This is a genomic window from Pseudoalteromonas sp. CO325X (assembly GCF_004208955.1).
Taxonomy (GTDB): Bacteria; Pseudomonadota; Gammaproteobacteria; order Enterobacterales; family Alteromonadaceae; genus Pseudoalteromonas; species Pseudoalteromonas ruthenica.
The window spans coordinates 558,157-582,322 of record NZ_SGPG01000014.1 but is presented as its reverse complement, the minus strand read 5'-3'; the positions used below and the strand labels follow the sequence as shown (position 1 = coordinate 582,322).

The 24,166-nt window shown below is 48.7% G+C and carries 21 protein-coding genes; 9 read left to right on the top strand and 12 right to left on the bottom strand.

What is annotated here, in order from left to right:
- Together EXT46_RS07990 and EXT46_RS07985 are read right to left on the bottom strand one after the other, a co-directional pair.
- A complete protein-coding gene (locus tag EXT46_RS07990) occupies positions 1-897 on the bottom strand; it encodes a DUF4231 domain-containing protein (protein ID WP_130146480.1) in 897 nt (298 codons plus the stop codon).
- An 81-nt stretch (positions 898-978) separates the two neighbouring features.
- Positions 979-1,119, bottom strand: coding sequence for a DUF2256 domain-containing protein (locus EXT46_RS07985; RefSeq protein ID WP_081604432.1), 141 nt, complete (start codon positions 1,117-1,119; stop codon positions 979-981).
- 102 nt (positions 1,120-1,221) lie between these two features.
- On the opposite strand from EXT46_RS07985, the gene EXT46_RS07980 reads away from it, so the two are divergent.
- Positions 1,222-1,473, top strand: a complete 252-nt coding sequence (locus tag EXT46_RS07980; protein WP_045979941.1) for a TIGR03643 family protein — start codon at positions 1,222-1,224, stop codon at positions 1,471-1,473.
- Positions 1,474-1,476: 3 nt separating this feature from the next.
- Here EXT46_RS07980 and EXT46_RS07975 read toward each other — a convergent pair whose 3' ends face one another.
- The 4 genes from EXT46_RS07975 to EXT46_RS07960 are packed head-to-tail and all read right to left on the bottom strand — an operon-like array spanning position 1,477 to position 6,051.
- Positions 1,477-2,280: a DUF1338 domain-containing protein gene (locus EXT46_RS07975; protein ID WP_022945492.1), complete on the bottom strand. Its 804-nt coding sequence runs from the start codon at positions 2,278-2,280 to the stop codon at positions 1,477-1,479.
- 35 nt (positions 2,281-2,315) lie between these two features.
- The gene (gene astD, locus EXT46_RS07970) at positions 2,316-3,776 is read right to left on the bottom strand and encodes a succinylglutamate-semialdehyde dehydrogenase (protein WP_205988225.1); all 1,461 of its coding nucleotides are present in this window, start codon (positions 3,774-3,776) and stop codon (positions 2,316-2,318) included.
- 9 nt (positions 3,777-3,785) lie between these two features.
- Positions 3,786-4,820, bottom strand: coding sequence for an arginine N-succinyltransferase (gene astA, locus EXT46_RS07965; protein ID WP_130146476.1), 1,035 nt, complete (start codon positions 4,818-4,820; stop codon positions 3,786-3,788).
- A gap of 25 nt (positions 4,821-4,845) precedes the next feature.
- On the bottom strand, positions 4,846-6,051 hold the full coding sequence (locus tag EXT46_RS07960) for an aspartate aminotransferase family protein (protein WP_130146474.1): 1,206 nt from the start codon (positions 6,049-6,051) through the stop codon (positions 4,846-4,848).
- A gap of 162 nt (positions 6,052-6,213) precedes the next feature.
- Between EXT46_RS07960 and EXT46_RS07955 the strand changes: the two genes are divergently transcribed.
- The 3 genes from EXT46_RS07955 (at position 6,214) to EXT46_RS07945 (ending at position 9,707) form a co-directional block, all read left to right on the top strand.
- On the top strand, positions 6,214-6,642 hold the full coding sequence (locus EXT46_RS07955; protein WP_022946785.1) for an Lrp/AsnC family transcriptional regulator: 429 nt from the start codon (positions 6,214-6,216) through the stop codon (positions 6,640-6,642).
- 177 nt (positions 6,643-6,819) lie between these two features.
- Positions 6,820-9,135: a S8 family serine peptidase gene (locus EXT46_RS07950; protein WP_130146472.1), complete on the top strand. Its 2,316-nt coding sequence runs from the start codon at positions 6,820-6,822 to the stop codon at positions 9,133-9,135.
- 11 nt (positions 9,136-9,146) lie between these two features.
- Positions 9,147-9,707, top strand: coding sequence for a hypothetical protein (locus EXT46_RS07945; RefSeq protein ID WP_130146470.1), 561 nt, complete (start codon positions 9,147-9,149; stop codon positions 9,705-9,707).
- A 28-nt stretch (positions 9,708-9,735) separates the two neighbouring features.
- On the opposite strand, the gene EXT46_RS07940 is transcribed toward EXT46_RS07945, so the two are convergent.
- The 3 genes from EXT46_RS07940 to EXT46_RS07930 form a co-directional block, all read right to left on the bottom strand.
- Entirely contained in the window at positions 9,736-10,605 is an 870-nt protein-coding gene (locus tag EXT46_RS07940) for a mechanosensitive ion channel domain-containing protein (protein ID WP_045979947.1), read from the bottom strand.
- A gap of 54 nt (positions 10,606-10,659) precedes the next feature.
- On the bottom strand, positions 10,660-11,580 hold the full coding sequence (locus tag EXT46_RS07935) for a hypothetical protein (protein ID WP_130146468.1): 921 nt from the start codon (positions 11,578-11,580) through the stop codon (positions 10,660-10,662).
- A 133-nt stretch (positions 11,581-11,713) separates the two neighbouring features.
- Entirely contained in the window at positions 11,714-13,876 is a 2,163-nt protein-coding gene (locus EXT46_RS07930; RefSeq protein ID WP_130146466.1) for a M3 family metallopeptidase, read from the bottom strand.
- Between the two features lie 359 nt (positions 13,877-14,235).
- On the opposite strand from EXT46_RS07930, the gene EXT46_RS07925 reads away from it, so the two are divergent.
- Positions 14,236-15,447 (top strand): HDOD domain-containing protein, encoded by a 1,212-nt coding sequence (locus tag EXT46_RS07925; protein WP_022946791.1) that lies wholly within the window; start codon positions 14,236-14,238, stop codon positions 15,445-15,447.
- Positions 15,448-15,463: 16 nt separating this feature from the next.
- On the opposite strand, the gene EXT46_RS07920 is transcribed toward EXT46_RS07925, so the two are convergent.
- The gene (locus EXT46_RS07920) at positions 15,464-16,006 is read right to left on the bottom strand and encodes a prepilin-type N-terminal cleavage/methylation domain-containing protein (RefSeq protein WP_051034508.1); all 543 of its coding nucleotides are present in this window, start codon (positions 16,004-16,006) and stop codon (positions 15,464-15,466) included.
- Between the two features lie 86 nt (positions 16,007-16,092).
- Between EXT46_RS07920 and EXT46_RS07915 the strand changes: the two genes are divergently transcribed.
- The 4 genes from EXT46_RS07915 (at position 16,093) to EXT46_RS07900 (ending at position 19,912) form a co-directional block, all read left to right on the top strand.
- A complete protein-coding gene (locus tag EXT46_RS07915) occupies positions 16,093-17,256 on the top strand; it encodes a DUF418 domain-containing protein (RefSeq protein WP_130146464.1) in 1,164 nt (387 codons plus the stop codon).
- Between the two features lie 44 nt (positions 17,257-17,300).
- A complete protein-coding gene (locus EXT46_RS07910; protein WP_130146461.1) occupies positions 17,301-18,380 on the top strand; it encodes an ABC transporter substrate-binding protein in 1,080 nt (359 codons plus the stop codon).
- A gap of 63 nt (positions 18,381-18,443) precedes the next feature.
- Positions 18,444-19,328 (top strand): 23S rRNA pseudouridine(2604) synthase RluF, encoded by an 885-nt coding sequence (rluF, locus tag EXT46_RS07905; protein WP_130146459.1) that lies wholly within the window; start codon positions 18,444-18,446, stop codon positions 19,326-19,328.
- The gene (locus EXT46_RS07900) at positions 19,325-19,912 is read left to right on the top strand and encodes a GDSL-type esterase/lipase family protein (RefSeq protein ID WP_053909386.1); all 588 of its coding nucleotides are present in this window, start codon (positions 19,325-19,327) and stop codon (positions 19,910-19,912) included. Before rluF ends, EXT46_RS07900 begins: the two co-directional genes overlap by 4 nt.
- A 44-nt stretch (positions 19,913-19,956) precedes the next feature.
- Here the strand turns inward: EXT46_RS07900 and EXT46_RS07895 are convergent, their stop codons facing one another.
- Complete coding sequence (locus EXT46_RS07895) at positions 19,957-23,028, bottom strand: efflux RND transporter permease subunit (RefSeq protein WP_130146457.1); 3,072 nt, start codon at positions 23,026-23,028, stop codon at positions 19,957-19,959.
- Positions 23,029-24,108: an efflux RND transporter periplasmic adaptor subunit gene (locus tag EXT46_RS07890; RefSeq protein WP_130146455.1), complete on the bottom strand. Its 1,080-nt coding sequence runs from the start codon at positions 24,106-24,108 to the stop codon at positions 23,029-23,031.
- Positions 24,109-24,166 lie beyond the last annotated feature (58 nt).

The window sequence follows — 24,166 nt, the reverse complement described above, 5'->3', positions numbered from 1 at the left end:
CTATGTTGAGCGTGCCGGCAAGGCAATAGAGAGCTCGGCAATTTGTGCCGCGCTGACATAAAAAGTTTGTTGCGCCAGCACCTCGTTACCTTGCTCGTCATAGATTTTGATGATGTGCGCGCCAAGTGCGAGATGACGCTGTGTCCACGTTTGGGCACAACAACGTATCGGGGCGGCATCGTCGATGGCAATGGCATAACAGTAGGGACTGTGGCTAAATTCCACTTTAACATTCACCGCCCCAAGTTGGGCACCCGGTTGCGTGGTTGATGGCGCTGATATTGATTCGCTTGGCTGCGACGGTGCTTGGTATTGTTGGATAAGCTCGCCGAGCAATTCATTGCCGGTGGCAAACTCTGACACCCATTGCCGAGTTTCGCTTTTTTGTAATTGCGCGGTGCGCGCTAAGTAGTGGCGCGACAAATCAAACAGGGCACGGACATCGTCCTGCTGCAATGGCTGGTGGCGGTGTAAAATATACTGTGACCAGTCGGCCTCAAAGCGTCGGCTGAGGCTTTCCATTTCTGTCACCGTGGAAATATAGCGGATCCAGCCGCTGGACCAACCAAAAATACGATCTGCCGCTTGTAACAGTCCCGCCAGAGCAAGTGCTCCGACACCTGCTTGGGTTAGGTATAGACGCTGTTGATAATGCTCAAATAGACCGGCAAAAATAGGCAGTAAAGCCCCAAGAATAACCAAAGAGAAAGTCAGAATGCGCACCGTTAATGAGGCGCGGCGTTTGGATTGAATACTGCGCCAATACCAGTTGCGAATGTCTTGGCTGCGAGCGCCTGCGCGCTGATAAATATCCGCTAGGGCCCGACTGGGCTCGCTCGCAATATAGTGATCCCAGTCCGGTAGTAGCTCGGCAGTAACATCTTGCTTTGCACCCATGCGCAACCCTTCCTTAGTGTAAAATCCAATAGCGGCATATATGCGCTAAGTATGCTAGAAAACACCTTGATAATAAAGTGCTTAGCCTACGCCTTTAGCTGCGCAGCGCTTCGAACAATAACGTACAGAAGGCCAGTTATTGCGCCATTTTTTACGCCACGTAAAGCGCAAGCCACACACCGGGCAATACTTATAAGGAAGATTAACTTTTTTGTGCGCCACAGTGATCTTTCCCGCCTTTGCCAAGGTTTAACTGCACCATGAGCCTTGTTGCCGTTATGGCTAATAGGCGTGGTGATTAGTAATCAATGTGTAGGAGATACGATGGACAGAGGTGCTGGCGATCATTCGCGTATTATTGAAATGGCGTGGGAAGATAGAACCCCGTTTGAGGCCATTGAACGCCTCTACGGTCTCAATGAGCAAGCGGTAATAAAACTGATGCGTCGTGAACTAAAGGCGGGGAGTTTTCGTCTTTGGCGAGCGCGGGTTAGTGGTCGCAAAAGTAAACACCAAGCCTTGCGTGATCCGCGTATTGAACGCGGATACTGCAAGACTCAGTATAAGCACCGTTAACGCTTAACGGGCGTTGGTGCTTTCGAAGATCTTATCCGCAGAAGCGGCGACGAAGCCAGTGTAGATTTCGCCATCAGGCTTTAAGTAGCGCAGGGCAAACTCATAGAAGCAGCTTGGTACTGCCTTTTCGCCGTCTGAAAAAGCCACCTTGGCATCGTCAGCTAGCGTTGATGACTGCTCTAGTAGTACCTCTGGAGAGCCTTTAATCTCACCGCCCGAGGTATTCAGTTTAAAGCCAGCATCTTTAAGCTTCTGATTCACCTGCTCAATGGTATCAAATTGTGCCAAGTGGTTAATGCTCACGGTAAAGTGGTTGGCGCGATAACCCCAAGCCGACATCCAGGCAGCGTATTCACTTTCTGCCAACAGCTTTTGATAGGTCTCATAGCTGACATCCCAATGGGTGCCAGAGTATAAGAAGTTGTCTGCAGTGACGGCGTCTTCATCAATGCTATCAACCATCTCATGAACGGTCTTTTGTAGCTCATCTGAGAACTGTTCAACAAGCAGCTCAGAGATAAACACTTTAGGTTGAGTCGGGTCTTCGTGCTCAAAATGCTTGGCGTAGAGTTTCTTGGCTTCGAAGTGATACTCGCCACACTCTTTGTAACCCACGGCTTTAAAGTGCGCAGCGAGCTTTTCTAAGCCAACCTTAGGCAAGTTAAAGGTGCGCAGCGCAATATGGTCGTTAATAACGTCATCACGTTGAGTCGAGCCTAGTAGCTCGTGTACTTTAACGGCTGATGGAGTCACTTCAAGGTAGTTGTCCCACAAGTGTTCAAATAGTGTGTTTACATTGTTATGCATAATAATTCCTTAACACATAGATGCGTTTGATTCTTTTAAAGTATTAAGCCCGGCGCAAGTTTTTCCGGCAAGGTAGACGTGGGTGCTTCCACCGACGCTACCGGATAGGCACAGTAATCGGCGGCATAATAGGCACTGGCTCGGTGGTTGCCACTGGCGCCAATACCACCAAAAGGTGCGGCACTTGAGGCACCGGTGATGGGGCGGTTCCAGTTAACGATACCAGCGCGAATGCGTCCTAAAAAGTAGTCGTAATCAGCTTGGCTGTCGCCTAAAAGACCGGCTGATAGACCAAATGAGGTATTGTTTGCTTCATTGATGGCGCTGTCGAAATCACTGTAGCGGTACACTTTTAACAGCGGCCCAAAATGCTCTTCATCGGCTAGGTCGATGTTGGTGACATCAACAATGCCGGGGCTGACAAAACCGGTGTTTGTATCAAGGTGTTGCATTTCCAGTAGGGAAGTAGCACCTTGTGCAAGCAATTGCTCGTACGCAGCACGCATGCCCGCTGCCGCTTTTTTGCTGATCATCGCGCCCATAAATGGCTGCTCTTCGGCGAAGCTGTCGGCAATTTTAATGTTGCTGGTTACTTCAAGTAAACGTTTGATAATGGCATCACCCTGTTCACCTTGCTCAATGAATAGGCGGCGAGCGCAAGTGCAACGTTGGCCTGAGGTAATAAAGGCTGATTGCACGATGTCATGGACCGTGGCGTCGATGTCGCTGACACCTTTGACAATCAATGGGTTATTGCCACCCATTTCCAGCGCCAAGATCTTGCCCGGATGACCACCAAATTGTTGGTGCAATAAGTGCCCGGTCTGTGAGCTGCCGGTAAAGAATAAGCCATCAATGTCTTGATGTGAGGCCAGGGCCTTACCCGTTTCAATCTCACCTTGTACTAGGTTGATAACCCCAGCTGGCAAACCAGCTTGTTGCCAAAGTTTAAGGGTATGTTCGGCGACCTTAGGTGTTAACTCTGATGGTTTAAATACCACCGTATTGCCAGCCAATAAGGCAGGTACAATATGACCGTTGGGTAAATGGCCCGGGAAGTTATAAGGACCAAAGACCGCCACCACGCCATGGGGCTTGTGACGAATAAAGGCTTTGGCTCCAGGCATCGGGTTTTCTACCGTGCCGGTGCGCTCCTGGTAAGCGCGAATCGAGATAGCCACTTTGCCGGTCATGGCGCCGACTTCGGTGCGCGTTTCCCAAATGGGTTTGCCTGTTTCTTCGGCGATGGTGGTGGCGAGCTCTTCGGCATCGGCCTTTAACTGCTCGACAAAGCGCTCGAGTACGGCAATACGCTCATCAAGTGCACTCTGTGACCAAGAAAATTGTGCGGCACGGGCGCTGGCGATAGCGGCATCGACCTGCTCTGGGCTGGCGCCTTGGCCTTGCCAAACAACGCTGTCTGTCGCGGGGTTTATCGATTCAAAATGCGGGCCTTCACCGGCCAGCCATTGGTTATTTATAAATTGAACATTCATAGCCATTCCTTAACGACTAGAGAGTGCGAAAAAGCGCACTGAATCACCTTGGCTGACGCCTAAAGTGTCAGCAGCCTCGGCACTGATATAAAGTTGGTGCTTGATGTCGCAATATTCAACGGCATCACTAAAGATAGCGCGAAAATCGGCGACCTTATCGTTACATAACGCCCAAGTGGTGGCCTGCGGTTCAAGCTGCTCTTTGATGAGAATTGGGCATACTTTCGATTGGCGAACGGTGCTGATATTGCCTAGTTTGGCCTCCACAGTTGGCCCAGCATCGAAGAGATCAACATAGCCACGGTGCTCAAAACCCTCGCGTTGCAGCAGTCGTAACGCCGGCTTGGTGTTGTCATGGACCTGGCCAATGACCCCTTGGGCCGCTTCACTGAGAAGGTTGACGTAAATGGGGTATTTCGGCATCAGCTCACTAATAAAGGTCTTGTCACCTAAGCCCACCAAGTGGTCGGCTTGAGGGAACTCGATGCTAAAAAAGTGTTGTTGCAACCATTGCCAAAAAGGTGAATGGCCGTGCTCGTCACTGACCCCACGCATTTCTGCGATGATGGTGTCGCTAAAACGGTCGCTGTGTTCGGCCATAAACAAAAAGCGGATGCGCGATAAGAAGCGACCAGTGAGTCCTCGTCGATACGGCTCACGCAAGAATAAGGTGCAGATCTCCGAACAGCCAGTGTAATCGTTACACATCGACAAAGTATCTACGCGGTTGTAAACATCTAAGCTTGGACTGTGATGCACCGAGGTGGAGCGCCGGTAATGATACAGCGGTACGCTCATACCGACTGCCGCCTCAATGCCGGTGGTGCCGACAATATCGCCGCTTTCGGTATCCTGCAGTACGAACAAGTAGCCCTCGTCGCCGGGGCCATTGACATGCTTTTCAACGCTGCGCTCTGAGCGCTCGATTTTTGCTTGTAACAACTCGTCATCGACAGGCAGCGAGGTAAAACCATGGCCCGATTCGATGGCGATTTGTTTTAGCGCGGCGAAGTCATCGCCGCGAATAGGTCTAAGTACTAACATAAGTAGGCTCTTAGCCGTGTGGTTACTAGGCGTTAACCAGCGAAGCAACGGCTTTTTCGAAGCGCGCTAGCCCTTCTTTGATATCCGCTTCAGGGATCACCAACGATGGCGTAAAGCGAACTACATCGGCGCCTGCGACTAAGCTCATTAGGCCGTTTTCAACGCTCGCATTAAGGAAATCACGAGCGCGGCCTTGGTAGTCGGCGTTAAGTACCGCGCCTAGTAGCAAGCCTTTACCACGTACTTCACTGAACACGTTGTACTTGTCATTGATAGCATTGAGACCGTCACGGAATAGCTGTTCACGAACTTTCACCCCTTCTAACACTTGCTGTGTGTTTACCGTGTCAAATGCTGCTTCAGCGACCGCACAGGCCAGTGGGTTACCGCCGTAGGTTGAGCCATGCGTGCCCGGCTTTAAATGTTTGGCAATCTCTTTAGTGGTAAGCATGGCACCAATAGGGAAGCCGCCGCCCAGTGCTTTGGCTGAGCTCAGAATGTCAGGTGTTACGCCTAGGCCTTGGTAGGCGTATAGCTCACCTGTACGACCAACACCGGTTTGAACTTCATCAAAAATAAGTAACGCGTTATGCTTATCGCACAGTTCACGTACGCCTTTAACAAAGTCCATATCAGGGGCAATGATCCCACCTTCACCTTGCAATGGCTCCATCATCACCGCACAGGTGTCGTCGTCAATCAACGACTTAAAAGTCTCAAGGTCGTTATAATCGCAGTGAACTACCTCACCCGGTTTTGGCCCAAAGCCATCAGAGTAAGCGGCTTGGCCACCCACGGTAACGGTGAAGAAGGTACGGCCATGGAAGCCTTTGTTAAACGCGATGATTTTTGCTTTCTTTTCGCCGAAATTATCCAACGCCCAACGACGAGCCAGTTTTAACGCCGCCTCATTGGCTTCAGCGCCGGAGTTAGCAAAATACACTTGATCGGCAAAGGTTGCGTCGGTGAGTTTTTTCGCTAAGCGCAGAGCCGGTTCATTGGTCATAACGTTGGCAAGGTGCCAGATTTTACTGCCTTGTTCTTTCAGTGCGGTAACCAGTGCCGGATGACAGTGACCTAGGCAGTTTACCGCGATGCCACCGGCGAAATCGATAAATTCATTACCTTGTTGGTCCCAAACGCGAGAGCCTTCCCCTTTTACCGGAATAACCGCTGACGGGTTGTAGTTTGGCACCATTACTTCATTAAATAGTTCACGATTTACTTGCATGACACACCTTTATTTTTACTGTGCTTGGCTGAGTCATTGCTGCACCAAGCATAGATTCATTAAAACTTACTGCTATGGTGCCGTTAATCAAGTTCAATTTGCAGTGCCATATTGTTAAAATTGATTATAATAGCCATCAAATTAACGAAAAAGGCATGCAAAATGATTAACGCACAAGATGAAAAGTTGTTGTCCTTGCTGCGCACCAATGCTCGCGCCAGTATTTCTGACTTGGCCAGAGCACTGGATTTATCTCGTTCGACGGTACAAAGCCGGATGCAAAAGCTAGAAGAAAGTGGCGTTATAAAAGGCTACAGTGTGGAGTATGGTGACGCCTATTTATCATCCATGGTGTCAGCCCATGTGTCGATTAAGGTGAAACAAAAGCTCACCACGAAAACCAACATTGAACTCAAGCACATAGATGCGATTACCGACTTATATGCTATTAGTGGCGAGTTTGATCTGATCGCGGTAGTGCAAGCGCAAAATCTCGAAAAGCTTAGTCACTTGCTTGATGATATTGGCAACCTAGATGGCGTTGAGCGCACCAATTCATCAGTCATTTTAGAAACAAAATTCAAGCGCTAATGTAGGAAAATGTTGCCTTGAGGTTCAATAAATAACCTTAAAGTGCTGGCTTTTTGAACTCTTACACCAAAATATGACAAATTCATGCTTTAGTTGTAAAGAGATGTAAATACTCTATTGAGTGTATGTTCCTATTTGCGTAAATTCGGTTCCTTCATTCACAATGAAGGAAGGTCAATGAACAACAATAAAATAAAATTAAGCGCCTTGACCAGCGCAATGCTTATCGCATTAAGTGGTTGTGGTGGCAGCGACAGCGACGATCAACCTGTAGTTGATACTGCACCGAAAGCTGGGGAAGTCAGTCTTGAGGGAGTGAAACAATGGCAGCCGATGACCGGCACCTTGATTGCTCACGATCAAGATGGCGATGCTATCACGCTGACATTCTATGACGAAGACCAGACGGTTGCGGCCGAAGACGGTATCTATACGTTCTCACACGGCACTTTAGCACTTGGCGAAGACAAAGAGTTTATCTACACCTCTTTATCAGGACAGCCTGCTGTTATCAATTACGATGTATCCGCCAATGGTAAAACGTCGACTGGCAGCATCACTATCAGCGATGTTACTGGCGACCCCTTAGCAGCGCAGCAGTGGCACTTACACAACAATGAGCAGCGCGCTTTTGCTCAAAGTGATATCTTCAAAGAACAGCTTGCTGTGCTTAATGGCATCGCCGAGCAAGACCAAGAAGCGTACTTCGCCCAACTCGAGGATTCGTTTGTTTCTAGCCGCGCTGCCGGTGCGGACATGAATGTATTGGAAGCGTATAAACTGGGGATCACGGGTAAAGGCAGTATTGCCGTCGTGGTCGACCAAGGCGTGGAAATTGGCCATGAAGATTTGGCTGATAACGTGCTTGCTCACCGCTCTTTAAACCTGCGTGATGACGCCCTCGATCCAACTAACCCGACCGTCACCGGCGATAAAACATCGCGTCATGGTACTGCGGTGGCGGGTCTAATTGCGGCTAAAGCACACAATGGTGTGGGTGGTCGTGGTGTGGCCCCTGATGCGGGAATTATCTCCATGAACTACCTGGATATTCCCAACCAAAATGCCGCGCACATGGGCGCCTTGATCAGTGGCTTACCTGCCAGTGGTATCCAAAACCATGAGCAGGTAGTGTTTAACCGTAGCTATGGCTATAACCCACCGGCGTTCTTACCAGAGGACCCGTTCGAAGAGGCAAACATGGCCTACGCCAGCGATGTGTTGCGCGATGGCAAAGGTGCTTTAAGCATTAACGCAGCGGGTAACGACTTCGAAGAAGGCCGCCACAACGGCAATTACTGTAGTTCTTCAGGTGTTAATGACATCGGCCTAAGCTGTATTGATCTCAACGTTTCGCAGGCTAACCGTAGCTTACACAGTGTTTCTGTGGCGGCACTTAAAGCCAATGGCGAGCGTTCAAGCTATTCTATTGCCGGTAGTGCTATGTTTATTGCGGCCCCTGCCGGTGAAGACGGCAGCTGGGAGCCAGCAATGGTCACTACGGACGAAATGACTTGCTTGCAAGGTGCGTCGGGACTGCCGATGATGGATGCCCTAGAGAGTGCATGGGGTGTGCCGCTTTCGTTCCTTGAAGGATATAAGAACTTTGACTTCCCGGGTCACCCAATGAACCCAAGCTGTCACTACAGTAACTCTATGAGTGGTACGTCATCTGCGGCGCCAAACACGGCGGGTGTGGTCGCGCTACTGATGGAAGCTAACCCAGATTTGAGCGCTCGCGACATTCAACATATTTTGGCGACAACGGCGAGCATGACTGACGCTGATAACGCCGCTGTTACGCTCAATACGGCTAACGGCGAGTTTGTCGCCCACCAAGGTTGGGTAGAAAATGCGGCAGGTTACCACTTCAATAACTTCTATGGCTTTGGCCGTGTGAATGCGGGTGAAGCGGTTAAAATGGCGTTGAACTATGATGTTGACTTAGGCGAGCGTCTGCAATCAGACTGGCTTTCAGCGGGTGTTCAAAATGATGATGCATCATTAGCCCTAGTGGTTCCAGATAACAACGCGGCAGGCGCAACGCACAGCATCGAAGTGGCGGATGACTATACTATCGAAGCAATGCAGTTTAGCTTCACAGTAGCTAACGAAGAAATGCGCTCCGATTACCGTCACCCAGAAATCCCGGGCCTGATTCAAAGCTCTGCGGGTTCAGACTTGGCTATCGAAGTGACTTCGCCAAGTGGCACTAAGAGTGTGGTTCTTGCATCTCATCATGCGCAGCTTTACCCAGCATTGGATGCCAACTTTAACTTTGCTCAAGGTTATGTTCACTTGCCAACGGTGCATTTCCGCTCAAACGCTTTCTATGGCGAGAGTGCGAAAGGAACCTGGACTGTGAAAGTCGTTGATACGGCGCAGCCTAATCAAGTTGCGTTTAGTATGAACGGTCAAACCAGCGTAGTCTTCCCGAACGAGGCAGAATCTGTCCTCGAGGGATGGGGTTTACGTGTAACTGGTCGTCAATAAGGAGCATAATAATGAATAAGTTAACAACTCTTGCAATAGCGCTAAGCGCTGCGATTATGGCGCCAGTTCATGCTACAACGCTAAAATCGACTATGGACCAAGATAATAAGCTAAGCACTCAAGATGTGCCTGCGATCAGTGCCGCTAAGTTAGAGCGAAAGGCCAGCGTGGGTCTGTATGAAAAGGTGGACAATGTCCGTATCGTACCTGCTTACTTAGCCGATCCGGCTAAAACTGTGAGCGTGCAGGGCACGAATGCCTATGTGCAAGCCAATGATGGCGCTGTAGCCAGTGACCGTGAGGGGCTGTGGCAAGGCGATGTAATGCGCCACTCCCTACGTGGTGAATTTGCTACAGTAAGCGGCAATTTAGTGCTCATCCCTGCGGGCGATATTGACGCCGTGCTTAACACTTTCGACTTACAAATGGTTCAACAGTTTGCTAATGGCACCGTTTTGGTTAAGCCAGCGACGGCCACAGAATTGCAGCAACTTAATGACCAGCTACAAGCTTCTGATTTGGTTAAAGCCAGTAAAGTAGAAGTGTTACACAAGGTCGTTGATGCTTTCTAAGCACATTTAAGCGAAGTAAAAAGCCCCACTAGTTGGGGCTTTTTTGTTGGCGAATATGCAACTCACCATCAATATGCACGTCTCGTTGTGGGAATGAGATAACCACATCATGTTCGGCAAACTTTGCGCAAATTCCAAAACGGATATCGCTTTTTATTTTCCGTACGTTGGACTCGGCCTCCGCATTAACCCAAAAGACTGCATCGAAGATAAGCGCACTGTCGCCAAAATCTTCAAAGATAACGCTATGGGGTGGGTTATTGAGCACGGTGGGCACCTCTTCTAGCACTTCGGTGATAAGCTGAGCCACTAAATTCACATCACTGCCATAGGCCACGCCAACTCGAACATAGGTGCGCGCCATGGTATCGATCAGTGTCCAATTGGTTACGGTATTCTCTAGCAGCTGGCTGTTAGGAACCAGTAGGTGCACGCCATCGTTACGGCGAATACGGGTCGAACGGGTGTTAATCGTTTCCACAACGCCCTTGGCATCACCGACCTCTAAAAAGTCGCCGATACGGATGGGGCGCTCACCGATGAGGATCCAACCACTGATAAAGTTGTTTATAATATTCTGTGCGCCAAAACCAACGCCAATCGCTACTGCCCCTGAGACAAATGCGAATGCGGTGAGCGGAATATTAAGCACTTCAAGGGTGGTAAAGATGATAATAATGATGCACAGCACCAAATAAATACGTTTGAATAAAAGCGCCGCATCTGGCCCCATTCGCTTTTGTATAATACGGCGATGGATAAGCCGACCAATGTAGCGCACAACGAGCCACACGCCGGCGATGATAAGTGGGATTTGAATCAAGGTCGCTAGGGTAAACGCGGAGCCACCGTAGCTGAATATAACGGTATCCAAGGATTCAGTAATTTGTTTTAGCATAGGACTATCTAGCACCCTATTACTCCTTAAATAGGTGGTCAGTGAGGCGCTATACTACAAGGCTTTGGAGCCATCGCTGACACGCTCTCTTTGTTGTTGTGTTAATTTTATAACATAGACATTGCGGCCAATCCCATTAAATTCCTCATCGGTGATAACCAGGGTGTCATTGTCGTAAAACGTGACGGCTTCTTTTTGTGTTACCAAACCGAGATTGATCTTATCTATGGTACCGGAGAAAAAATTATCGCCTTGCCAGTTCTCGAACAGCCATAAATGGGTGGAGTCTAGCAATACCAGCTTTTTCCTATCTGGGCTCATGGCTGCGGATGTCACCCAACATAACTTTTCGGCGGTGGTACAGGTTTGAAACGAGGCGATAAATTGCGCTTCATAATTACCCGCGTGATTGCCAATACGGTACAAGTTCGTTTTACCATCAAATGGTTGAGTTCTATTTTTGGTAAATAAGTACAGTTGGTGTCGATACTCAACAAAGGCTTCTAAATCAAAGTTCTTACGTTCAGGCGTAAGCGGCTGCTCCCACAATTCTTTGTAGGTGAATTTAATGATCTCTGCGTTGGTTTCATCAGATTTAATATCAATGGGGTTTTCTATTTTATAAATTGTCAGCCAGCGGCGCAGATTATCGTTGTTACCAAAGTCGCCTAAAAAGAAATGACCAAATTCGTTTTGGGTCATGTCTTCCCAATCAATGTTCTTGGCATTGACCACTTGCACGCGCCGTTGCACTTTGCCTTTGTCATCGACCTGATAGAGAAATGGGCCATCGCCACTGTCGTTAATGGCCCACAAGCGGCCACGTTTATCAAACTCAATCCCCGACACCTCTTTAAGTTGTGGATCTAGAGTGACAAACTTGTTCTGGTATAACTGATAACTCAACCAGACAGCGCCGCCGCCAAGGACGATTGCACTGAGGGAAATAAGGGTAATAAGCGTTTTTTTTATCATAATCTGGATGGTGTGGAAAAACGCTGGGCATTATAGCAGGGCCAATGTAGGGATGCCTGTACCTGAGTATGAATTTTTTCAATAAAAAACGCGGCACTAGGGCCGCGTTATGATGCGCTTATAAAGCGTTTATTTACTCTTTGCTGTCTTCCACGAGACCACGGCGTTTAAGCAATGCATCGGTGGTTGGCTTTTGACCACGGAATTCAATGTAGCTTTGCATTAAATCACGGCTGTTACCACGCGAGAGTACTTCTTTGCGATAGTGATCACCGTTTTCACGAGTCAAGCCACCTTCGTTTTGCATATGTGCGAACGAGTCCGCTGCAAACACTTCTGTCCAAAGGTAGGCGTAGTAGCCCGCGCTGTAACCGCCAGCAAAGATGTGGCTAAAGTAGCAGGTTTTATAACGCGGCGGCACTGGGTAGTAATCAATGCCGTGTTTCTCAAGCGCGTTTTGCTCAAACTGGGCAAAGTCTTCAACCTTGGTACCCGGTGCAATAGAATGCCATTCCATATCCAGCAACGCTGCGGCTAGGTATTCAGTGGTATCAAAACCTTGGTTAAAGGTATGCGACTTCAATAACTTATCTAGCAGCTCTTGAGGGATAGGCTCGCCAGTTTTGTAGTGCTTAGCATAGTTAGCGAGTACGCTCGGCTCAATGTTCCAGTCCTCGTTAGCTTGAGACGGGAATTCAACGAAGTCACGGGCAGTGGCCGTACCGGCAAGCGATGGGTATTTTACATCGGAGAACAAACCGTGAATGGCATGACCAAACTCGTGGAACATAGTCGTTACTTCAGAGAAGGTCATCAGTGTTGGCTGACCTTCAGCTGGCTTGGGAATGTTCTGCGCGTTATAAATAACAGGCTTGGTTCCTTTAAGGTGGTTTTGCGATACATAGGCACTCATCCACGCGCCGCCACGCTTACCTTCGCGAGCATAAGGGTCAAGGTAGAATAGGCCAATTGAGCTGCCATCTTCATTGAACACTTCCCATACAAACACGTCTTCGTGGTAGGTTGGCAAGTCATTGCGCTCTTTCATGGTAATGCCGTAAAGCTTGTTCATAGCGAAGAACAGGCCGTCGTTAATAACGGTATTCATTTCGAAATAAGGCTTTACTAAGCTTGCATCAATGTCATATAGCTCGGCGCGCACCTTCGCTCCGTAATAAGCCCAATCCCAAGGCTTAAGCTCAAAGTCTTTACCGTCTTTTTTGATTGCTGCTTGAATGAGTTCAGCTTCAGATTTAGCTTTAGCGACCGCTTTCGGCGCAAGATCATCAAGCATAGTAAACACTGCATCCGGCGTTTTCGCCATGCGATCGTCTAGCTGGTAATGTGCCCATGATTCAAAACCAAGCAAAGCGGCTTTTTCTGCTCGCAGCTGCGCTTCTTTAATAGCAATTGGGCCATTGGTTTGTTGCGCGCGCTGCGATGACGTGCGCCACACTTTTTCACGTAGCTCACGATTTTCGAGGCTTGAAAGAATGGGCTGACGGGTGGTGTTGACCAAGGTGATCATGTAGCCGTCTTTGCCTGCTTTTTCCGCAGCTGCCTTTAAGCTGGCAATTTCATCTTCAGCTAAACCCGCTAATTGCGCTTTGTCTGTGACTAAGATGGTGTCTTGTTTGAATGACTTTAAGATATTTTGCGAAAACTCAGTGCTGAGCTTAGAAAGCTCAGAGTTAATCTCGCGCATACGTTGCTTTTGGCTTTCATCCAGCTTCGCACCCGCACGCACAAAGCGTTTATAGTAATATTCAACAAGGCGTTGGTCTTCTTTATTCAGCGTGTCTTTGTTGTCATAAACAGCAGCAACACGGTCAAAAAGGGCCTTGTTTAGATAAATATTGTCACGGTGCTCGGCCAATACCGGCGCCATTTTGGCATCGATACGCTGATATTCATCATTTGAGATCAGGCCCGAGAGATTGTTGAAAGCGGCGCGTACACGGTCCAAAATGGCGCCGGATTGTTCCATTGCAACCAAGGTGTTTTCAAAAGTAGGCGCTTCAGAATTGTTAGCGATAGCTTCAATCTCAACACGTTGCTCTTCAATCCCCGCATCAAATGCCGGCTCATATAAACTGGTATCAATCTTATCAAATTCGGGCGCCATATATTGCAATGGGCTAGGGCTTAAAAAGAGATTTTCTTGTACAGCGTCAGTGGTGGTTTTGGCTAATTGTTCGGTTTGAGCTTGGTTTTGTTCGTTGTTAGCAGGTTGCTCGCTACAGCCTGTAACTAGGGTAGTCGCAGCAATCGCTGCGGCAATCATAGATAAACGCATTGCTTACTCCATTATCAGGAAGTTATTGTTGTCAGTTATCGCATGAGCAAGCCACGTCCCCGGGAGAATGCAGTGACTTGCACTGTGTAATCATGAAAAGAAGGGTGGGGCTCTTTCATTTTGATAGGCTGTAACATTACTGGCAAAGTGTGCTGACAACAAGTAACTTGGCCTTAATTCTGCGCTTTTTCGTCGATTTGTTGGTGTTTTTTTCATCTTCAGCCATGCTTAACACCCAGGTAAAGCGTTAAATTCTTCTCCAACCCTATGCTTTTGTTCGATTGTGAAGTTTTTTGCGGTGGGTATACTTGCGTCGTAGTGAAGATTGAGTGCGAATTTGGTAGCCGAGGAGAGCAGGGTTGGACGTTTTTGTAGCGCGCCAAGCAGTATTTAACAAGCAACAGAAGGTGGTTGCTTATGAGTTGTTGTTTCGCGATGGTGAAGATAACCGCTTCCCGAATGTCGAGGATAAAACTGCGACAGCCAAACTGATCTATGACAATCAACTCAATCAAGGTTTATCATTTCTCACCGGTGGGCGAAAAGCACTGATCAATTTTGGTGAGCAATCGCTACATGCCCGTTTAGGGGAGTTTCTTCCTACCGATAAAGTGGTGATTGAGATACTCGAGACTGTTGAGCCCAGTGAAGAGCACTATCAGTTGTGTCGAGAGTTGTTTCACCGTGGCTTTCGTTTGGCGCTCGATGATTTTCAATACCACCCACAATGGGAAAAGTTTCTAAAGCTAGTGCGGCTTATTAAGTTTGACCTTATGCACAGCAGCTTTGAGGAAATAGACCAAACCCTTGCAGTGTTAAAAAAGTATCCAAATATAAAGTACCTAGCGGAAAAAGTAGAAACGCAAGAGCAATACGAGCAAGCCAAAGCACGCGGTTTTGATTTTTTTCAGGGCTATTATTTTGCTCGCCCGCAAATGGTTAAACAGCGCGATTGTGTTGCTCGTTCGGCATTGATCATGATGATTTACAGCATGACCCTCAAGCCCAATATTAATCTCAATAAACTCAGCGAGGTGTTTTCTCAAGACACCGCCTTAGCTTACAAATTATTACGCTTTATCAATTCTGGGCTGTTTCCGCTTAAAGAGCGTATGGACTCCATTAAGCAAGCTTTGGTGTATCTTGGCGAGCTGCGGGTGCGGCGTTTTGTGTCACTGATAGTGACCGCCCATATCGCCCACGAAAAACCGCTTGAGCTGACCAAGATGTCGTCAATTCGCGCCCGCTTCTGTGAGCTATTAGCAAAGCGTTATTTCCCCCACCTCAGTAGCAGCGCGTTCCTTGTAGGGCTCTTTTCACTCATTGATGCCATGCTCGATAGACCCATGCAAAGCATTGTAGAGCAATTGCCTTTCCCCGATGATATTGCCAATGCGCTAAATGGGGAAAACAACACCTTGTTTTATCTGCTCGAGCTGGTAAAAGCGTACGAGTCTGGCAGTTGGTGGGCGATGCAAAGAGCCTGTGTACCGCTTAACATCAGTGATGAAGGGTTGCCCAATTTACACCAATCGGCCATTACCTGGTCGCAAATGTTCGATGATTTGTAAAGCGCGTCGATAGCGCTTAGCACCCTGTTGTTTGGCGTGCATAAGTAGGTGGCTGATCGGCAGATTGCGCTTGTGTGTAAAGCACATAGCACTGGTCATCTTGCACCGCGCCGTCGTCATCAAAGTCATAGCCAATATAGGTAAAGTCAATGCCTTGTTCTTCAAATACCAAGGCGTCGCTAAATTCCACCCGCTTGACGACATCGGTGTTATCTAAGAAAAACCATTTCAACCTCACATCCGGGCTATCGTCGCTGAGGTCAATGACACCGTCTCGGTTTAAGTCAACATCAATCAGGTCATTGCGCCCGGTCACCGCAGTGGCTCGGTAGCTAGGCATCTGCGCCTTCATCTGCATCAGTGTATTCGCCTGCTCGATACTGGTTTGCGCATTGGTCAATACGGCTATGCGCGCATCATTTTGTAAATTCAAAAAACGCGGCAACACGGTGATACTCAATACCGCCAGAATAACTATCACGATGATGAGTTCAATCAAGGTAAAACCCTTTTGCAAGCGGTGCTTATTAGAGGGGGAACAACAGATGAAGGAATGCATGAAACTGATACCGCGTATAAATACAACCGTGCTATGGTAATGTTTTTTATCGACAATGTCAGCGCTATTTGTATCGTGGAGGGGGAGTGTCTAAGGCCAGTTTGTTCGCCGAACAAGGGTATTATCGGCAATTAATCACCGATGCGCGCCGCACTGAAATTGATGCGTTGCGTGGGCTTGCCATCCTTGGCTTGTTGTTCTTGAATGCCCCTTTTTTCATTTATTTCGATTATGGTTACATCGCACCGCCCGGTACCCATTTAGCCGACTCGCTACTCTATGGCATACAGGTTCTACTACTTGATGGGCGCTTTCGGGGACTGTTTGTGGCGCTCTTTGTGGTGGGGTTAATTATCCAGTGGCAGCGCCGTGCCACGGACTCGCGCGACGAACCTATGCACTATTTACGCGTCAGACTCTATTGCTTAGCGGTCATTGGTCTGGTGCATGGGATGCTATTGTGGGCAGGGGATATCTTACTCGGGTATGCCCTTGCCGGGCTGTTGTTAGTGACGATGTTAGATTCACCCGCGAAACAGCAGATGCGTCAAGGCATACTGTTTACTGTTGTTGGAAGTGCAGTGCTATTGACCTTAAGTGGGTTATACATTGAACCTGCACTCACCTATGACGACGAGCAATACCAAGGGTATCTCAATCAAGATAACTTTCACTTTTTAGCTACGCGCTCAAGCAACGCTATCAATATGCTGCTGATGACCTTGGTATCCCTATTTTCTGTGCTGTGGCTGGAGTTAGGGGCGATGCTGTTGATTGCAGCGACATGGCGCAGTGGTTTTTTATCATCGCCTTGGCCACATCAGGTGAAGCTCTCTGTCGGAGCTGGGTTGCTGCTCTGTTTACTGCTCAGCGGCATTCATCTTGGTTATGGTAATAGCTTTACGGCAACGCTAAGCCTTATTGCGAACTCCATTAGTGGCACAATCACGGCGTTGATTGCCTTGCATTGGCTCAGTCGTAGACGCTTACGTATGGGTGTAGGGATTAGGCTGCTTGCCAATGTTGGGCGCTTATCGCTCAGTTGTTATCTGGCACAAAGCGCATTGATGCTGGTCATTACCCATTACTTTGGATTGTATATCGCACAAAACTTTGCGCTAGCGCATTACGCGCTATTGGCCTTTGCCATTATCATTGTGCAATTGCTCGGTGCGAACGCGTATCTGCGCATCTTTACTCAAGGCCCCGTAGAATGGGTTTGGCGCAAAGCGGTAGAGCGATGGCGCTAATACCATCAACATAAACTATACTCAGCGCTAGCCAAGGAGTCCCTGTGAAAAACTATGTTATCTTATTTGCCATCCTTTATGTGTCATCTTGCTTTAGCGCACATGGCGCAATGCGGGTTCTGTTTGTTAACCCATCTACAGCGGGCGACCCTTTTTGGCATAAAGTAGAGACTTTTGCGGTGCAAGCTGCCGGGGACTTAGACATCAATTTAGACATTGTTTATGGCGACGGTCATCGAGAGTTTCAGCATCGAGCCATCGCCCGGTATTTAGCCACTCATCCTGCGCCGGATTATGCGGTGCTTATCAATTACCCCGGCGGCAGTGGTCAGTCTATGCAGTTACTGGAGCAGCGCGAGGTTTATTTTGTCACGTTGGAAGAGACACTGTCCCAACAAGAGCGGGAGCTTGTGCAAAAGCCTGGTGAGCGCTTCCATTATTGGTTGGCGGAGCTGTCCCATGACAACCAGCACGCAGGTCAGCAACTCGCTTCTTTTTTGCACAACAAAGCCGTTGAGCAAGGCATAGAGTCACCGCAGGTGGCGGCGATAGGGGGGCACTACGGAGGAGAAACAAACCTGCGTGTGAATGGATTGCGCGACTTTTTAGCAGACCACCAAGGGCAGCTAGTGCAAGTCGTGCATGGTCGTTGGCAGCAAGAAATTGCCCGTCAACAAACAGCCAAACTATTACGGCGCTATCCTGAGTTAAGTATCATCTGGTGCGCCTCGGACGCCATGGCGCTGGCGGCTGCACAACAAGCCCAGCAACATGGCAAAGTAGTCAATAAAGATATGTTTATCGGTGGTTTTGATTGGCTGGCCGACTCCTTGAACGCTATAGCCGATGGTAGGCAGACGGCGTCAGTGGGTGGACACTTTTTGATGGGGGCTTGGGCTTTGGTCAAGGCCTATGATCACCGCTTTTCAGTGTCAAAAAGTAGCACTCAAGAAGTGCGCTTTAAACTGGCAATCGCGCATCAGGGAAACGTCAAGCGCATCCTCCCTTTGGTGGACCCCGATAATTGGCAGCAAATTGATTTTAAAAGCTACACAAGAACCCATAACAGCACGCTTGATGAGTACCCCTTCGATGTGCAAAGTATCCTCAATCAACACTTTTAATTCTGATTTTTGTTGGTAACTGCTTTACAATGCGCAGGTGAAAAAGAAGCAATAAGTAGAACTATGAGTCAACCTACGCGCCTTAATAAATACATAAGTGAAACCGGATTTTGCTCGCGCCGTGAGGCGGATGCGCTGATCAGTGCGGGGCGAGTCAGCGTAAATGGTCATGCGCCACAAATGGGCGACAAAGTGACTGATGCCGACACCATTCACATTGATGGTAAAGCGCTTAAAACTAAGCCTAAACGTGTCTATATCGCCTACAACAAGCCAACGGGTATTACTTGCACCACTGAAAAGAAAATAAAAAGTAATATTGTGCGAGCGATTAACTATCCCGAGCGTATTTTCCCTATTGGTCGTTTAGATAGGCCCTCCGAAGGACTTATCTTCCTCACCAACGAGGGCGATATCGTCAACAAAATATTGCGCTCGGGGAATAACCACGAAAAAGAGTACGAAGTGCGGGTTGATAAGCCCCTAAATCGGCGCTTTGTTGAGCGTATGAGCGCGGGTATTCCCATTCTTGGCACTGTTACCAAGAAGTGTAAGGTTGAGCAAACCGGGCCGGATAGCTTTCGCATCATACTGACTCAAGGCCTGAATAGGCAAATTCGTCGCATGTGCGAGTATCTTGGCTATGAAGTAGTTACGCTCAAGCGCACGCGCATCATGAATGTGACATTAGCCGGGCTGAAAAGTGGCCAATGGCGCCATTTAAGTGATGCAGAAATGGCCACTATTAATGATCTAATAGCGGACTCTGGTAAAACCGAAGAGCATTCTAAAACTGAGCACAGTGTGCCCTCTGAGCAACATTCCAATACACCGAAGACTGCACCACCAAAGCGAAAAACCGTACCTCGAGCTCGCACAGCGCCTGTTCACAAGCCAAAAAGTAAGGCAAACAAGCGGGTGAAAGGAACATTGAGGCTAAAGAAATGATGCGCTTTATTGGCCTTGTGCTGCTTGTTTTTATAACCGGTTGCTCGCAATCAGACAAAGTGACGTTGCATGCTGGCGATTCTATTTTAGCGTTCGGTGATAGTTTAACCGTGTCAGTGGGTGCAAAAAACAGCACCTATCCCCAGCAACTCGCTCAGCTAACAGGGCTGGAAGTGATAGCCAGTGGTGTCTCTGGCGAGCAAACAGCGCAGGGCCTTGAGCGCTTTAAACGTGCACTCGACACGCACCAGGTTCAGGCGGTGGTGTTACTTGAAGGCGGAAACGATTTTTTGCGTAACCAAGATAGCGGGCAAACAAAAGCGAACCTAGGCGCGATGATAACGCATGCGCAAAGTAAAGGGATTGCAGTGATCCTTGTGGCGGTGCCGACCAAGTCTTTGTTTTTGTCTGACGCGCCGCTATATCAACAATTAAGCGAGCAGTATCAGGTGGTGCTGGTGGCAGATATACTGTCTGAATTACTAGGCGATAACCGTTTTAAATCTGACGCTATTCATCTTAATGACCAAGGCTATCGACGCCTAGCGTTAGCCATAGCCGATGTGATAGAGGTTGAACGCTAACGAAAAAAAGCCAGCTTAAGCTGGCTTTTTAATGACTGCTGATCTCATCCGTTGCGACGGTGGCTGTGTATGGCAAAGAACTTACAATAAAGCACCGGGACCACAACCAGCGTGAGTATGGTGGCAAAGCCGAGACCAAACATGATGGTCACCGCCATGGACTTAAAGAACACATCAAATAGCAGCGGGATCATCCCTAAAATAGTGGTGATAGCCGCCATGGAAACCGGTCTAACCCTGGAAACGCCAGAGTCAAATACCGCCTCATAAGGGTCTTTACCCGCAGCTAACTCGATATTGATTTGATCCAACAACACGATGCCGTTTTTAATTAACATGCCTGAGAGGCTCAATAGCCCCAGCAGTGACATAAAGCCAAAGGATGCGCCCATGGCCAGCAAGCCAGCGCTGACACCGACGATGGCCAAAGGCACTGTGGCCCAGATCACCAGCGGTTTACGCACCGAGTTAAACAGCAACACGGTGACCGCGAACATCGCTAGATAACCCAGCGGTAGCGAGCCAAAAATGGCTGAGCGTGCTTTGTTGGCAGACTCATACTCGCCACCCCATTGCAGTTCATAGCCACGGGGGAGCGGGATGGCTTCGATATCGCCACGTACACGGGCGAACAACTTCGCAGGGGTTTCATCGCCAAGCAAGTCGTGATCCGCCATCACGGTAATAGTGCGCTTGCGGTCGCGGCGCATAATGAGAGGGTCTTCCCAGCGAACGGTGAAATCATCCACCACTTGCGTCACTGGCACAAACACGCCCAATACGGGACTGTAGATTTGCAAGTCGCGCAGTGATTCAACGTTTAAACGCTCGTCTTCTGGAGAGCGGGCAATGATTGGCAACAACTGGGTGCCATCGCGATATAGTCCCACTTTCTTACCCGACACACTGGTGAGCAGCAACTCGTCTAAATCGGTTTTACTTATTCCCAAACGGCGGGCTTTTTGCTCATTGAGCTGTGGGCGGATGAGCTTTGTGCGGTGGCGCCAATCATCGCGAATGTGAAAGGCTCCAGCGTCACTTGCGAGAATTTGCTTCGCTTGTTCAGCCAACTGTCTTAACACCACAGGGTCGGGGCCAGAAAAGCGTGCTTCGATTTTGGCATCGGTCGATGGCCCGATTTCCATGCGTTTGAGCTTTAGTTTGGCATCAACAATATGGTTGCGCTCGTAGTCACGCACTTTAGCTATCATGGCTAATACGGCTTCTCGGTCCTTCACCCGAACAATCAGCTGACCATAGGCAGGGTACTGTTTTTCTGGTGCATAAGTCAGCATAAAGCGCGGTGCCCCTTGACCTATGGTGGCGGTGACCTCCTCAACCAACTCCTGCTCGAGTAAAAACTGCTCAAGTTTGGCGATACCTTTGCTGGTGGTGCGAATATCAGCGCCTTGGTAATGCCAATAATCTATGTAAAACATGGGCGTGTTAGAGGCAGGGAAGAATGACTGTTTGACCGATTTAAAGCCCACCACTGCGCCGACTAAAAGGATTAGCATTAATACGATAGTGGTTTTGCCGTAATGCATGGCATGGCGCAAGATAAACTTATAGCCACTAAATAAGAATCCTTGGTAGGGATCTTCATCGCCTGTTTGTGCTTGGTTGTTGTTCTTTGGGGTGCGGAACATCACATCAGCAAAAAACGGCGTAAGGGTGATGGCGGTGATCCAGCTCAGTAATAGCGAGATCATCAACACCCAAAATAAGCTACCGGCAAATTCGCCACTGGCATCCGAGCTCAGGCCAATGGGGGCAAAGGCGGTAATGGCGATAACCGTAGCCCCGAGTAAGGGCCATTTGGTTTGGTTAACGATATTGACTGCTGCCTTTAGTTTGCTTTGCCCGCGCTTCATATTAATAAGAATGCCTTCGGTGATCACAATGGCATTATCCACCAACATCCCTAGTGCGATGATCAACGCCCCAAGGGAGACGCGTTGTAGGTTGATATCAAAGAGCACCATAAAGATAAAGGTGCCGAGCACGGTGAGCAGCAAAATACCACCAATTAAAATACCGCTTTTAACCCCCATAAACAGCAGCAACACCACGATGACAATGGCCACCGCTTCGACCAGGCTGATAATAAAACTGGACACCGACTTGTCGACTTCCTGGGGTTGGTTGTAAATGGCCGCGACTTCCATGCCATGGGGGCGCTGATACTCCAGCTCCGCTAAATGGGCATCGATACGTTGACCCACGTCTACGACATTGACGTTGCTGGCAAAAGAAAGACCTATTAACAATGCCTGTTGTTGGTTGTAACGCACCATATGCGAGGGCACCTCAGCATACTCGCGATAGACCTTGGCGACATCGCCGAGATAGATGAGCTCGCTGGCACCGGGCTTAGAAATAAGCACATGTTCAAGTTCAACAACATTGTCAAACTCGCCGGTGGGATGCAGGCGAATAGACTCGCCATCGACCATAACGCGACCGGCGTTAGAAACGGTGTTTTGCGCTTGCAACAAGGAAAAGATGCGCTCAGGACTGAGTCCCAGTTGCGCGAGCTTATGGGTCGAGACCTCAACAATCACTTGGCTTTGCTGCTCGCCGGCTACGGTTACTTTGCCAACGCCATCGACCAGCACCAGTTCACGCTTGAGAAAATCAACATAGTCTTTAAGCTCATCATAGGAGTAGCCATCACCGGTCACTGCAAGGGTAACACCATACACATCGCCGAAGTCATCAATGACTTGGCTGGGGTACACCCCTGGTGGCATAGATGCCGAAACATCGTTAATTTTGCGGCGCAGTTCATCCCAAATTTGCCTTAGATCCTCTTTGCGATAGGTGCTTTTCATCTCCACCGTAATCTGGCTTTTGCCGTTAGAGGAAATGGAGGTGACATAGTCGACGTAGGGCAATTCTTGAATCGCGTTTTCGATTGGATATGTTACTTCTTCTTCGACCTGCTGCGGTGAGGCCCCAGGGTAGAGGGTAATCACCATGGCTTTTTTCAGAGTAAACTCTGGGTCTTCTAACTGTCCGAGAGAAAAGTAAGAGACCGTTCCACCAATGAGCAGAAACAGCGCAAACATCCAACTAATAACTTTGCGTTCAATGGCAAATGCAGCAAGATTCATTTATAGGCCTCGCTCTTTTTGCCATGGGCGCACCTGCATCCCTTCTTTGAGATAGTGTACGCCTGCGGCCACTACTTGCTCTCCGCTATTTAGGCCTGAGCGTATCTCTAGTCCGTCTCGGTGCATTTGCCCGACTTCCACCTGGCGTTTATGCACAGCGCCGTCTTTATAGACCCATACATAGCTGTTATTCGCTAGGCCTTGTTGCGAGTCTGAAAAGACCGCTTCCACCGGAATTTTATGCCATGACTCGGCATTTCCGGTTATTTTACTGATATCAATATACACATGGCCGCTCATCCCCGCTAACAAGTTAAAATCTTCGGGCACGGGTAATGAAAATACCACTTTGTAGGTCAGCGTAGCAGGGTCGGCTTGGGTGTCGTACTCTTTGATGGTGAGCGTATAGGCTTTATCTGGATAGCCGTCAAAGATCACCGTGGGTTGATACAAGGTATCCTTGTTGACGCGGGCCACCAACTTCTCGGGTACCTGGATAACTACGTCCATTAAATCTCGGGTTTCTAAGCGTAAAATATTTTGCTTTGCCTGAATGTTTTCAAAATTCTTAACGAATACTTTGGCAACGGTACCGGCGAAAGGCGCCCTTAACTCTGAGTTGTCTAAGTTAGTTTTAGCAATATTGAATGCCGATTCGGCAACTCGGGCGTTGGCGACTGCTTCATCGAGTTCTGCTTGGCTGGCAATGTTGCGCTCATAAAGTGTTTTTACGCGCTTTAGCTGCGACTGAGCTAGGTCATAACGGGCCTTGCGCTCTTCATACTGTAGCTGGAAATCTTCAGGGTCGAGCTTAGCGAGTAACTCGCCTTTTTCCACTTCCTGACCCGCTAACACCGGAAATTCTATGAGTTCTCCATTGACACGGAAGGCTAAGTAGGAGCCTTGGTGGGCGACTACTTCAGCAGGAAAGCTACGCATAACCTTTTCATCAGCGTGACCCACGCTAAAGAGTTTAACCGGCCTGATGGTCGGCTTTTTATCGGTTTTGGGCTGCTCTTGTGAGCACCCCGTTAGTGAAATCATCGCGAGCAAGACTAATACGAATAGACTGCGAGACATGAATGAGACTCCCTGTGAATAGTGTGTATGTATGCCAGTATAAGAGCACGCTGGTGCG

Coding starts and splice junctions, on each gene's coding strand:
- EXT46_RS07990 (WP_130146480.1), bottom strand. CDS start 897: ATGGGTGCAAAGCAAGATGTTACTGCCGAGCTACTACCGGACTGGGAT.
- EXT46_RS07980 (WP_045979941.1), top strand. CDS start 1,222: ATGGACAGAGGTGCTGGCGATCATTCGCGTATTATTGAAATGGCGTGG.
- EXT46_RS07975 (WP_022945492.1), bottom strand. CDS start 2,280: ATGCATAACAATGTAAACACACTATTTGAACACTTGTGGGACAACTAC.
- astD (WP_205988225.1), bottom strand. CDS start 3,776: ATGAATGTTCAATTTATAAATAACCAATGGCTGGCCGGTGAAGGCCCG.
- astA (WP_130146476.1), bottom strand. CDS start 4,820: ATGTTAGTACTTAGACCTATTCGCGGCGATGACTTCGCCGCGCTAAAA.
- EXT46_RS07960 (WP_130146474.1), bottom strand. CDS start 6,051: ATGCAAGTAAATCGTGAACTATTTAATGAAGTAATGGTGCCAAACTAC.
- EXT46_RS07955 (WP_022946785.1), top strand. CDS start 6,214: ATGATTAACGCACAAGATGAAAAGTTGTTGTCCTTGCTGCGCACCAAT.
- EXT46_RS07950 (WP_130146472.1), top strand. CDS start 6,820: ATGAACAACAATAAAATAAAATTAAGCGCCTTGACCAGCGCAATGCTT.
- EXT46_RS07945 (WP_130146470.1), top strand. CDS start 9,147: ATGAATAAGTTAACAACTCTTGCAATAGCGCTAAGCGCTGCGATTATG.
- EXT46_RS07940 (WP_045979947.1), bottom strand. CDS start 10,605: ATGCTAAAACAAATTACTGAATCCTTGGATACCGTTATATTCAGCTAC.
- EXT46_RS07935 (WP_130146468.1), bottom strand. CDS start 11,580: ATGATAAAAAAAACGCTTATTACCCTTATTTCCCTCAGTGCAATCGTC.
- EXT46_RS07930 (WP_130146466.1), bottom strand. CDS start 13,876: ATGCGTTTATCTATGATTGCCGCAGCGATTGCTGCGACTACCCTAGTT.
- EXT46_RS07920 (WP_051034508.1), bottom strand. CDS start 16,006: ATGCATTCCTTCATCTGTTGTTCCCCCTCTAATAAGCACCGCTTGCAA.
- rluF (WP_130146459.1), top strand. CDS start 18,444: ATGAGTCAACCTACGCGCCTTAATAAATACATAAGTGAAACCGGATTT.
- EXT46_RS07900 (WP_053909386.1), top strand. CDS start 19,325: ATGATGCGCTTTATTGGCCTTGTGCTGCTTGTTTTTATAACCGGTTGC.
- EXT46_RS07895 (WP_130146457.1), bottom strand. CDS start 23,028: ATGAATCTTGCTGCATTTGCCATTGAACGCAAAGTTATTAGTTGGATG.
- EXT46_RS07890 (WP_130146455.1), bottom strand. CDS start 24,108: ATGTCTCGCAGTCTATTCGTATTAGTCTTGCTCGCGATGATTTCACTA.